Source organism: Pseudomonas ceruminis, from assembly GCF_021602025.1.
GTDB classification, from domain to species: Bacteria; Pseudomonadota; Gammaproteobacteria; order Pseudomonadales; family Pseudomonadaceae; genus Aquipseudomonas; species Aquipseudomonas ceruminis.
Genome location: NZ_BQHW01000009.1, coordinates 33,329 through 43,921, shown reverse-complemented (window position 1 = coordinate 43,921; position 10,593 = coordinate 33,329). Strand labels below are relative to the sequence as shown.

The window sequence follows — 10,593 nt, the reverse complement described above, 5'->3', positions numbered from 1 at the left end:
AAATGTCCGTCATGTTTGCCAGGCCCCACCCAGCGCAATGCTACGCTCGCGGAAACATTCGTCACGGATACCTACCATGGACATGAACTGGCACCAGGCCCTGCAAGAGAGCCTGAGCTGGCTTGCAATCGCCTCGTTCATCACATTGATCGGCTTTACCCTTTGCGCGACCTTGGCCGTGAGGTACACGCGCTGGGGCGGCCAGTTCTGGCAGCTCGCCGGCCCGTATTTCACCTTCAGGCGCAGTTGGCGGCCACTGCTGGTGTTTGCCGCGCTGCTGGTCCTGACGCTGTTTTCGGTGCGCATGAACGTGCTGTTCTCGTTCTGGTACAACGGCTTCTACAGTGCCCTGCAAGCCCTCGACCAAACGGCCTTCTGGTACCTGCTTGGGGTGTTTGCGGTACTGGCTACCCTGCATGTGCTGCGCTCACTGCTCACGTTCTACGTGACCCAGGCCTTCAGCATCCGCTGGCGAGTCTGGCTGACCGAACGCTTGACCAGTGACTGGATGCACGGCGATGCCTACTACCGTGGGCAGTTCCTTGCAGAGCCCGTGGACAACCCCGACCAGCGTATCGAACTCGACGTCAACGCGTTCGTCAGTAACTCCGTGTCGCTGGCCCTCGGTGCCGTCAGCGCCCTGGTGTCGCTGGTGGCCTTCACCGGTATTCTCTGGGGCCTGTCGGCGCCGTTGGCGGTGGCGGGTGTGGAAATCCCACGGGCGATGGTGTTCGCGGTATACGTCTATGTGTTGATCGCCACCTGGATCGCCTTCCGCCTTGGGCGGCCGTTGATCCGCCTGAACTTCCTCAACGAAAAACTCACCGCCAACTTTCGTTACGCGTTGATGCGCCTGCGTGAAAACGCTGAAAACGTTGCCTTTTACCAAGGCGCGCCGGTCGAGCGGGCGACGTTGCTTGGCCGCTTTGGTGCGCTGATCATCAACGTGTGGGCGCTGGTGTTCCGAAACCTGAAGTTCAGCGGCTTCAACCTGGGCGTCAGCCAGGTCGCCGTGGTGTTCCCGTTCATCCTTCAGGCACCGCGGTTTTTCAGTGGCGCGATCAAGCTCGGCGATGTCATGCAGACGTCTCAGGCGTTTGGCCAGGTTCAGGATTCGCTGTCGTTCTTCCGTGAGTCCTACGATACCTTCGCCCAGTACCGCGCCACGCTCGACCGTCTGACCGGTTTTCTCGATGCCAACCAGCAGGCCAGCGAACTGCCGCGGGTCAGTACCAAGGCGCAGACCCAGGCCCTGGATATCGTCGGCCTACAGGTCCGCCGCCCCGACGGTCACGCGTTGATCGCCGACCTCGACCTGCGCCTGCACGCTGGCCAGGCGTTGCTGATCAAAGGCCCTTCGGGCAGCGGCAAGACCACCTTGTTGCGTGCCCTGGCTGGCTTGTGGCCCTACGCTGAGGGCGAGGTCGGGCGGCCCATCGGCACCGAGGCGCTGTTCCTTTCGCAGCGCCCTTATCTGCCCCTGGGTGACCTGCGTACCGCCATTGCCTACCCGGCCGATGCAGCGCCGCAGGACCATGGGCGCATGCAGCAGGCCCTGCGCCAGGTCAACCTGGCCCACTTGGCTGAACGGCTGGAGGTGAGCTGCGACTGGTCGCATATCCTGTCAGTCGGTGAGCAGCAGCGGCTGGCATTCGCCCGGGTGCTGTTCAACCGGCCGCACGTGGTGTTTCTCGACGAGTCCACCTCGGCGATGGATGAAGGGCTGGAGCATGCGCTGTATTCGCTGTTGCGCAGCGAGATGCCGCAGACCTTGCTGGTGAGTGTCGGCCACCGCAGCACGCTGGCGGGGTTCCATACCCATCGGCTGGAAGTAGACGGGCAAGGGGGGTGGTCGTTGCTGGAGCAGCGGCCGGAAGTCGAGATTCCGGTATAGGTTTAACGCAACGTACCCACACCCACCAAGGTAGCCCCCGCGAACCCGGCGCCGACCAGAAAGGTAGCTTGGAAGCCGACCCCATCCCACAACAGCCCGGCCACCACACTGGCCACCAGCAGGGCGACGCCGGTCAGCAGGTTGAACAGACCGAAGGCGGTGCCGCGCAGGTTGACGGGGGCGCTGTCGGCGATCAGGGCGGCGAAGATGCCCTGGGTAAAGCCAAGGTGCAGCCCCCAGGCCACCACGCCCAGTACCAGACCTGACCAGCCCGGCATCAGGGCCAGCAGCAGGTCGGCGGTGACGAGCAGGGCAAGACCGATCATCAGCACGCCACGGCGGCCGGCACGGTCCGAGAGGACCCCGGCCGGGTAAGCCGACAGCGAGTAGGCCAGTGCCATCAATACCAGCACTGCCGGTGCCCATAGCGGTGCCAGGCCCATGTCTTGCGCACGCAGCAGTAAAAAGGCTTCGCTGAAGCGCGCCAGCGTGAAAGCCATGGCCAAGCCGGTCAGCCGCCAATAGGCCGGCCCCAGCCGCACCCGTTCACCCCAGGCCAACGGCATGCGCACCGGCTGCGTCGAGTGTGGTGCCTGGGGCTCGTGTACGAAGGCGACCAGGATGTAGACGGCAAGAAAGGCGGGGATCACTGCCACCCAGAACACCGTCTGGAAATGGCTCGCGGTCAGCCACATCAGCCCGATCGCCAGCAATGGCCCCAGGAAGGCACCGACAGTGTCCAGCGCCTGGCGCAGGCCGAACGCCGCGCCACGCAGCTCGGCCGGCGTCACATCGGCCACCAGCGCATCCCGCGGCGCACCGCGGATACCCTTGCCGATACGGTCGACGAAGCGCGCCCCGATCAGCCAGTCCAGCCCCGACGCCAGGGGGAACACCGGTTTGGTCAGTGCACCCAGGCCATAGCCCAGCACCGTCAGCAGCTTGCGCTTGCCCAGACGGTCGCTGAGGGCGCCGGAGAAGACCTTGGTGATCGACGCGGTCGCCTCGGCGATGCCTTCGATTACACCCACCGCCACCACCGACGTGCCGAGGACAGTGACCATGTACAGCGGCAGCAGGGCGTGGATCATCTCCGAGGAAATGTCCATGCACATCGACACCAGGCCCAGCGCCCAGACGCTGCGGGGGATCTTTGGCAAAGCCTGGGCGGTGACCCTGTGCGGGTTTTTCTCGACGCTGCGCATCGTCCCCTCGGCAGTGTGGTTACGTTCGAAACTGTAGGAGCCAATCGGCAGGATGCAAATCGGATGAGCGGGCAGGGCGCGAGACGCTGCGATATGCAGACGTGATCGGGCGGCGCCAGAAAGGGATGCGTCGGCCTTGATCCCAGTCTTTAGACAAGTTCCGTTACAAACATGTAAATTTCGTAAATAAGATTTAATCACAATTGAGAATCACTATATTTACCCACCCTGTTGGCCCCCAAGCAGTTCGCGGGGCCGGTGGGCGAAGGCCCCCGGCTTCCTGGCAGGGATGTGCCCTTTCGCCCACGAGTCGCAGGAGATGTACCCATGCAGTCAAGAACCTCACCCAACAGCCTGGCCCTGGCGTTTGTCGCACTGGCATCGCCGGCCATGATGGCGACCGCAGCCGAAGGCGAGGAGCGGCGCACCGGTGAGGTGCTGGCAGTACCGGTGCCCGACAGCGCGCTGGTGATCCAGGACACCCTGGTGACCGCCGAGCGCGAGGCCCGTCAGGCGCTGGGGTCGTCGGTGATCACGGCAGAAGACATCCAGCGTCGCCCGCCGGCCAACGACCTGTCCGACATCATCCGCCGCGAGCCCGGGGTCAACCTGACCGGCAACAGTGCCAGCGGTGCGCGTGGCAACAACCGTCAGATCGACCTGCGCGGCATGGGGCCGGAGAACACCCTGATCCTCATCGACGGCAAGCCGTCCAGCGCGCGCAATGCGGTGCGCTATGGCTGGAACGGTGCCCGCGATACCCGTGGCGAAACCAACTGGGTGCCGGCCGAGGCGGTCGAGCGCATCGAGATCCTGCGTGGCCCGGCGGCTGCACGTTACGGGTCCGGTGCCATGGGCGGTGTGGTGAACATCATCACCAAGCGCCCCACCGACGAACTCAAGGGCAACCTCAACCTCTACACACAGATGCCCGAAGACAGCGCCGAAGGCGCCAGCCGCCGGGCCAACTTCAACCTCAGCGGCGGGCTCACCGACGACCTTGGTTTCCGTTTGTACGGTGGCCTGGCGAAGACCGACGCCGACGACCTGGACATCAACGCCGACCACGCCAACAGCGCGCTGGTGGCTGGCCGTGAGGGTGTGCGCAACAAGGACATCAACGGCCTGCTGAGCTGGAAGCTGAACGACGAGCATCGCCTGGAAGCCAGCGCCGGCTACAGCCGCCAGGGCAATATCTATGCGGGCGACACCATGAACAGTAACGGCGGTGGCAACCTCGACCTGATCTCCAGCTTGTATGGCCACGAGACCAACGTCATGCAGCGCAACACCTATGACCTGACTCACCTGGGCGACTTCACCTGGGGCACCAGCAAGACCACCCTGGCCTATGAGTACGTGCGCAACTGGCGCCTCAACGAAGGCCTGGCCGGCGGCCCGGAAGGCGCGATCAATGACAGCGGTGCGGCCATGTCGCGGCTGCGTAACACGCGCCTTGCCAGTGAGGTCAACCTGCCGTTCGCCATGGGCAGCACCGAGCATGTGCTGACCCTCGGCGGCGAATACCTGTACGAGTCGCTCAACGACCAGGGCTCATTCCGCCCGCAGAGTTTCGACCCCAGCGGTGGCGGCAATGATGTGATCAGCGGTTTCGACCGCAGTGATTCGAAGATGACCGCCAAGAGCTACGCGCTGTTTGTCGAAGACAACCTCATTGTCGGCAATACCACCGTCACCCCCGGCCTGCGCTTCGACCACCACGAAACGTTCGGGGACAACTTCAGCCCAAGCCTCAACCTGTCGCACAAGCTGACCGAGGCGTTGTCGGTCAAGGGCGGAATCGCCCGTGCGTACAAGGTGCCCAACCTGTACCAGTCCAACCCCAACTACCTGCTCTACAGCCGCGGCAATGGCTGCAGCGTGCAACAGAGCAATGCCGGTGGCTGCTACCTGCAGGGCAACGCCGACCTCAAGCCGGAAATCAGCGTCAACAAGGAAATCGGCCTGCTGTATGACCGTGGTACCTGGCGCACCAGTGCGACGTACTTCCGCAACGATTACAAGAACAAGATCATCGGCGACACCGATGTGCTGTACACCATCAACAACGGCCGCCGTGTTACCCAATGGGAGAACGCCGGCAAGGCACGGGTGGAAGGGATCGAGGGCAACCTGTTCATTGAACTGGCCCCGACCCTGGACTGGAACACCAACCTGACCTGGATGCTCGACAACGACAACCGCGAAACGGGCGAGCCGCTGTCGGTGATCCCCGAGTACACGGTCAACAGCACCCTCGACTGGCGCGCTACCGACAAGCTGTCGTTCCAGGTGGCAGGCACCTATTACGGCAAGCAAAAGTCGCCGTCCTACAACTACCGCACCCAGGAACACTACGACGCAGAGGCCCAGCAGGATGTCGAGGCGTACGGCCTGGTGGATGTGAGCGCCGGGTACAGGTTCAACGCCAACTATGACGTGCGGGTGGGCGTGAACAACGTGTTCGACAAGCAGATCCTGCGCGGTGGCAATGCCAGCAGTTCGGGGGCCAATACCTATAACCAGCCGGGCCGAGCGGTCTTTGCTTCCTTGAATATTTCCTTCTGAGCCTTGGGGCTGCCCGGCAGCCCCACAACGATCACCAAGGAGCTCCCGATGAGCACAGCCCCTGCCTGGCTGCAGATAGTCTCGCGTAGCAGCGCTGCACTGTTCGGTGGCTATGCGCTCACCTACGCCGCCAGTGCCTGCCTGGCGCGGCTGCTGCCACTGTCGCCCGCCGACGCGGTCATCGTCGCGACGTTGCCTGCCTTCCTGTTCTACACCGCTGCCATCCTCTGGGCTTTCGCCAGCCGTGACGCGCTGCGCGCTTGGTGGCCGCTGGGTGTGGCCGCACCCCTGGCGTTGATTGGCTTCTGGCCCCAGGCACTGGAGTGGCTGGCATGAAGAACACCTTCACTCAATCGATGGCCTGGCTGCACACCTGGGGCGGGCTGGTGTTCGGGTGGCTGTTGTTTGCCATTTTCGTCACCGGCACGTTGGCGGTGTTCGACAAGGAACTCAACCACTGGATGCAGCCGGAAATCCCGGCGCACGGAGTGCCCCAGGCCGAGGCTGCGCAGCGCGCCATCGACTACCTGCAAGCACATGAACCGCAGGCCGCCAACTGGGGCGTCAGCCTGCCCACCGAGCGCGCGCCAGGGCTGCGTGTGTCCACCGGCGACCGGCGCCATGGCGGCGGCGTGCAGCTTGACCCGCACAGTGGTGAAGCCATCGCGGTACGTGACAGCGTGGGCGGTAATTTCTTCTTTCGCTTCCACTTCACCCTCGACTTGCCGCGCAACTGGGGCATCTTCGTGGTTGGCGCGCTGGCGCTGGTGATGCTGGCGGCCCTGGTTACCGGCATCGTCATTCACAAGAAGATCTTCAAGGAGTTCTTCACCTTCCGGCCGAACAAGGGCCAGCGCTCGTGGCTCGACTTTCACAATGCCAGTGCGGTGCTGTTGCTGCCATTCCACCTGATGATCACCTACACCGGCCTGGTCATTTTCATGCTCATCTACATCCCGGCAGGTGTCGACGCGCTGTTTGCCGGTGACAACCGGGCCTACTTCCAGGCCCAGGGCAATACGCGCCTGGAGCAACCCCGGGGGCTGACCAAACAGCCCGGCGAGCTGGTCGATGTGGCGCCGCTGCTGGCCCAGGCGCAAGCGCGCTTGGGGCCGATCGCCGGGTTCAATATCCGCAACCCCAACACCGCCGGGGCACGCATCGAGATACGGCCTGAGCTGGGTAATCGCATCGCGCTGTCCAAGGGCCAGGCCATGGTCTTCGACGGGGTCAGCGGGCAGTTGCTCAGCGACGTCAGCGAGTGGCAGGCGGCGCCGTTGACCCAGCGGGTGATGGTGGGCCTGCATTTCGCCCAGTTTGGGGGTTACCCCATGCGCTGGCTGTACTTCGTGTGCGGGGTCATCAGTTGCGTGATGATTGCCAGCGGCCTGGTGCTGTTTTGCGTCAAGCGCGGGCGCAAGTATGCCAATGCCAGTACCGACGTTTCGGCGCGGCGTTGGTACCGTGTGGCCGAGGTGTGCAATATCGGTTTCGTTACTGGCTTGTTGCTGGCCTGCGTCGGTCTGCTGTGGGCCAGCCGCCTGCTGCCGGTCGAGCTGGCGCAGCGGGAAGGTTGGGAGGTGCGGGCGTTCTTCGGGGTATGGCTGCTGGCGCTACTGCACGCGGGCATCAGGCCGGCGCGCCGGGCCTGGGTCGAACAACTGGGGCTGACAGCCCTGCTGTGCATCGGCCTGGGGCTGTGCGGCGGGCTGGGCGATGCCATGCGCCAAGGTGTTGTGGTGTGCGCGGGGGGACTTGGCGCCCTGCTGGGCCTGGTGGCGTGGCGCGTGCAGCACGCGGTGCCGGCACCGCTTACAGCCAGGGCAGGGCGACGTATGGAGGCAGGCGCATGATGATGTGGGTTGCAGGTGGCGTGCTGTTCGCCTACGCCGGAATGCTCGGCCTGTGCCAAGGGCTGGAGCGCCATTACAAGCAGGTCTGGCACCGCGCCTGCCCACGGGCGTTGCGCCTGGTGTTGCGAAGTGCCGGTTGGCTCGCACTGGCGGTCAGCCTGCTGCTGTGTGCCCAGGCCTGGGGCTGGGCGATGGGGCCGGTGGCGTGGTTCGCGCTCATGTCGCTTGCGGGCATGCTGCTGGTGATGGTGTTGCCTTACTGGCCACGGGCAGCGGTAGGAGCGATGGGCTTGCTACCGGTATGGGGGCTGTTGCAGCTGCTGGGCTGAGCTGGCCAGCTCAGCCTTGACTCAGCACGCCCCGGCGCCCCAGCCAGCGTTCGAAGCACTGGAAGGTGGCGATGGCGGCCTGTACCGTGGCGGCCTGGGATGCCGCTGCGCTTGGGGCGCGGCCAAGCCGATCGAGGAAGCTGCGCCAGTAGTGGCCGGTCAGCGCCCCGTACACGTCGAAAAACCCTGTGCCGTTGCCAGGGCCCAGGCCAAGGCGTTCGGCCATCGCCCGCTTCAGCACTTGGCCACCCAGCGTAGAACCTTCCAGCACGTACATCACGCCCAAGGCGCTGGCTTCATCGTTGATGGTCGGCAATGCCTGGCACAAGGGCAGGGCGTCGATCTCGGCCGTGCTCAGGTCGAGGGCCAGCAGGTCCAGGGTCAGTGCGGGGGTCTTGGCACGTTTGGCCTCCTGATGCTGCCCAAGGCGCACCTCAAGCGGGGCGTGGAAACCATAATAGGCTTGCAGTAGGCGGCTGTAGGCGGCGGTATCAAAACCTGTGGCAAAGAACGGCAGGCGTGCCTCGAGCGCCTTGTGGCATTCACGGGTACCCTCGCGCAAGGCGAGCAGCAAGGGACTGGAAGAAGAAGGTAGAGTGGCGGACATCGGGGGAACTCTGGTGGCATTTCGCCTAAGTTGGAGTGGCGACGCTGGGGCAGTGTTCCGCAGCGACGACATTGTTGCAGAAAAAACATCGCCGACGTGCTAAACCGGCTAACCCAATTGCTCGAAGGCCCCGCCGGTGAAAGCCGTACACCTGACCCTGCTTTGCCATGCCCAGACCCAGGCCCAGAAAGTCGGCCGTTTTCACACGCCCGAAGACGGCCTGTTGCCAATAGCCGATGCCCCGCGCGAGGTGGTCGAATCCACGGTGCTGACCGCCCCGGAGCGGCGTGCCCGCGACACGGCCGCCTGGCTGTGCGAGCGCGCGCAGGTTGATCCGTTGTTGGCTGATTGCGACCTGGGCAACTGGCAGGGCCTCACCCTCAAGCAGCTGCAGGAGGAGCAATCCGGTGCGCTCATGCAGTGGCTTCAGGACCCCTGCAGCGCGCCCCATGGTGGGGAGTCCTTCAACCAGCTGCGCCAGCGCATGACGGCGTGGCTCGATTCATTCGAGGGCCACGGCACGTGGATGGCCGTCACTCATCCCTTGGTGATGCGGGCGGTATTGATGAACGTGCTGGATTGCCCATCCGTTGCCGCTGGCCGCATTGACGTGTTGCCGTTGGCACGGTTGCAGCTGAGCTTTGCCGGGTGCTGGCGCCTGCGCTTGGCCTGATCAGGCTTGCGCTCGCCTTGTCAGAATGCCAGCTTGTACCCGATCAGCAACAGCATACCCGCCAGGCATGGCCGCAGCACGCGGTCCGAAATCCGCCCGGTGAGGTGGCTGCCCAGGTAGATGCCCGGCAGCGAGCCAAGTAGCAGATAACCCAGTAGCGACCAGTCCATGTTGCCCATACCGGCATGGCCAAGGCCGGCCACCAGCGTCAGGGGGACGGCGTGGGCGATCTCGGTGCCCACCAGGCGGCGGGTGACCAGGAACGGATACAGCAGAAACAGCGCCACAGTGCCCAGTGCGCCGGCACCGATCGACGTGAGGGTGACCATCACGCCCAGCACCACGCCGGTGAGCACGGTCAGGGTGTTCAGGCTGCGGTCGCTGAGGTGGTAATGGTCGCCGGCATGGCGGTTGGCGAACGCCTGCAGGCGCGACTTGAACAGGATTGCCAGCGCAGTGAGGATCAACACCACTGCCAGGCCCTGCTTGATGATGGCATTGAGCGCTGAGGTATCGGTGTGCAAGGTGCTGAGGAACCACAGGGTCAGCGCGGCCGCTGGGACACTGCCCAGGCTGAGCAGGCCGGTGATCTTCCAGTCGATGTTCTTGTTGCGCCCATGCACCCAGACGCCACTGGCTTTGGTGATGGCGGCATAGAGCAGGTCGGTGCCAACGGCGGTGGCTGGATTGATGCCAAACCACAGCAGGATCGGCGTCATCAGCGAACCGCCACCCACGCCGGTCATGCCGACGATGAACCCCACAACCAGTCCGGCAATGGTGAAACCGAAAGAACCTACATCCATACGCTACTCGACTGCCCAGCTTTTGCCCGTGATCGGATGGCTGCCAGCATATAGATTTTTTTATAGCCAAATAGACTTGTTCGTTATTAGGTTATAACTGCGAGCGCAGAGCGCTACTGCCTCTCAGCGGTCCGTCATTACCACCTTCCTGAGGCCCGATGTTCAGCGCAAGGTGGTTATGCTATCCAATCGGCAGCGGGCGCTTCGCGCCTGCCCCCTGCACGTTTCCAGTAATCCTCGAAGGAGTGTTCCCATGAGCAATGACATCCAGCGTTTCCCCAGCAGCCTGCCGTTTCCGTTCTCGCGCGCGGTCAAGGCGGGCGGCTTCCTGTTCCTGTCCGGGCAAGTGCCAATGAACGCCTCGGGCGAAGTGGTACGTGGTGACATCCAGACCCAGACCCGCGCAGCCTGCGAGCGTATCGCCGAGAGCCTGGAGGCCTGCGGCGCGCGGTTCGATCAGGTGGTCAAGGTGACGGTGTGGTTATCGGACATGGGCCATTTCGGCGGTTTCAACGAGGTGTACAAGACGTTCTTCGGTGCTGCACTGCCAGTGCGCTCGACAGTGGCCTCGGCGCTGGCACTGGGCGTGGATGTGGAAATTGAAGTGCAGGCCTATGTCGGCGAGCAGTGAGTGAGCCCTGTGCGCGGATAAGCCCGC

10 protein-coding genes are annotated in these 10,593 nt (G+C 64.0%); 7 read left to right on the top strand and 3 right to left on the bottom strand.

Going from position 1 to position 10,593, the window contains the following annotated elements:
• Positions 1–76: 76 nt before the first annotated feature.
• Positions 77–1,894, top strand: a complete 1,818-nt coding sequence (locus L6D80_RS12820) for an ABC transporter ATP-binding protein/permease (protein WP_054903182.1) — start codon at positions 77–79, stop codon at positions 1,892–1,894.
• A 2-nt stretch (positions 1,895–1,896) separates the two neighbouring features.
• Here the strand turns inward: L6D80_RS12820 and L6D80_RS12815 are convergent, their stop codons facing one another.
• Positions 1,897–3,099, bottom strand: coding sequence for an MFS transporter (locus L6D80_RS12815; RefSeq protein WP_176514520.1), 1,203 nt, complete (start codon positions 3,097–3,099; stop codon positions 1,897–1,899).
• 327 nt (positions 3,100–3,426) lie between these two features.
• On the opposite strand from L6D80_RS12815, the gene L6D80_RS12810 reads away from it, so the two are divergent.
• Genes L6D80_RS12810 through L6D80_RS12795 form a run of 4 tightly spaced genes read left to right on the top strand, consistent with a single transcriptional unit; the run spans position 3,427 to position 7,849 of the window.
• Positions 3,427–5,667, top strand: coding sequence for a TonB-dependent siderophore receptor (locus L6D80_RS12810; protein WP_176514518.1), 2,241 nt, complete (start codon positions 3,427–3,429; stop codon positions 5,665–5,667).
• A 48-nt stretch (positions 5,668–5,715) separates the two neighbouring features.
• The gene (locus tag L6D80_RS12805; RefSeq protein WP_054903185.1) at positions 5,716–6,003 is read left to right on the top strand and encodes a hypothetical protein; all 288 of its coding nucleotides are present in this window, start codon (positions 5,716–5,718) and stop codon (positions 6,001–6,003) included.
• A complete protein-coding gene (locus L6D80_RS12800) occupies positions 6,000–7,520 on the top strand; it encodes a PepSY-associated TM helix domain-containing protein (protein ID WP_176514516.1) in 1,521 nt (506 codons plus the stop codon). Before L6D80_RS12805 ends, L6D80_RS12800 begins: the two co-directional genes overlap by 4 nt.
• A complete protein-coding gene (locus tag L6D80_RS12795; RefSeq protein WP_176514513.1) occupies positions 7,517–7,849 on the top strand; it encodes a DUF3325 domain-containing protein in 333 nt (110 codons plus the stop codon). The genes L6D80_RS12800 and L6D80_RS12795 overlap by 4 nt, the downstream gene beginning before the upstream one ends.
• Before the next feature lie 10 nt (positions 7,850–7,859).
• On the opposite strand, the gene L6D80_RS12790 is transcribed toward L6D80_RS12795, so the two are convergent.
• Positions 7,860–8,456, bottom strand: coding sequence for a biliverdin-producing heme oxygenase (locus L6D80_RS12790; protein ID WP_176514511.1), 597 nt, complete (start codon positions 8,454–8,456; stop codon positions 7,860–7,862).
• Positions 8,457–8,592: 136 nt separating this feature from the next.
• On the opposite strand from L6D80_RS12790, the gene L6D80_RS12785 reads away from it, so the two are divergent.
• Positions 8,593–9,129, top strand: coding sequence for a histidine phosphatase family protein (locus L6D80_RS12785; RefSeq protein WP_176514509.1), 537 nt, complete (start codon positions 8,593–8,595; stop codon positions 9,127–9,129).
• A 20-nt stretch (positions 9,130–9,149) separates the two neighbouring features.
• Here the strand turns inward: L6D80_RS12785 and L6D80_RS12780 are convergent, their stop codons facing one another.
• Positions 9,150–9,935, bottom strand: a complete 786-nt coding sequence (locus L6D80_RS12780; protein WP_054903190.1) for a sulfite exporter TauE/SafE family protein — start codon at positions 9,933–9,935, stop codon at positions 9,150–9,152.
• Positions 9,936–10,188: 253 nt separating this feature from the next.
• On the opposite strand from L6D80_RS12780, the gene L6D80_RS12775 reads away from it, so the two are divergent.
• Positions 10,189–10,566, top strand: coding sequence for a RidA family protein (locus L6D80_RS12775; RefSeq protein ID WP_054903191.1), 378 nt, complete (start codon positions 10,189–10,191; stop codon positions 10,564–10,566).
• Positions 10,567–10,593 lie beyond the last annotated feature (27 nt).

Bases quoted from the DNA above. Each gene is read 5' to 3' on its own strand.
- L6D80_RS12820 (WP_054903182.1), top strand. From the start codon at position 77: ATGGACATGAACTGGCACCAGGCCCTGCAAGAGAGCCTGAGCTGGCTT.
- L6D80_RS12815 (WP_176514520.1), bottom strand. From the start codon at position 3,099: ATGCGCAGCGTCGAGAAAAACCCGCACAGGGTCACCGCCCAGGCTTTG.
- L6D80_RS12810 (WP_176514518.1), top strand. From the start codon at position 3,427: ATGCAGTCAAGAACCTCACCCAACAGCCTGGCCCTGGCGTTTGTCGCA.
- L6D80_RS12805 (WP_054903185.1), top strand. From the start codon at position 5,716: ATGAGCACAGCCCCTGCCTGGCTGCAGATAGTCTCGCGTAGCAGCGCT.
- L6D80_RS12800 (WP_176514516.1), top strand. From the start codon at position 6,000: ATGAAGAACACCTTCACTCAATCGATGGCCTGGCTGCACACCTGGGGC.
- L6D80_RS12795 (WP_176514513.1), top strand. From the start codon at position 7,517: ATGATGATGTGGGTTGCAGGTGGCGTGCTGTTCGCCTACGCCGGAATG.
- L6D80_RS12790 (WP_176514511.1), bottom strand. From the start codon at position 8,456: ATGTCCGCCACTCTACCTTCTTCTTCCAGTCCCTTGCTGCTCGCCTTG.
- L6D80_RS12780 (WP_054903190.1), bottom strand. From the start codon at position 9,935: ATGGATGTAGGTTCTTTCGGTTTCACCATTGCCGGACTGGTTGTGGGG.
- L6D80_RS12775 (WP_054903191.1), top strand. From the start codon at position 10,189: ATGAGCAATGACATCCAGCGTTTCCCCAGCAGCCTGCCGTTTCCGTTC.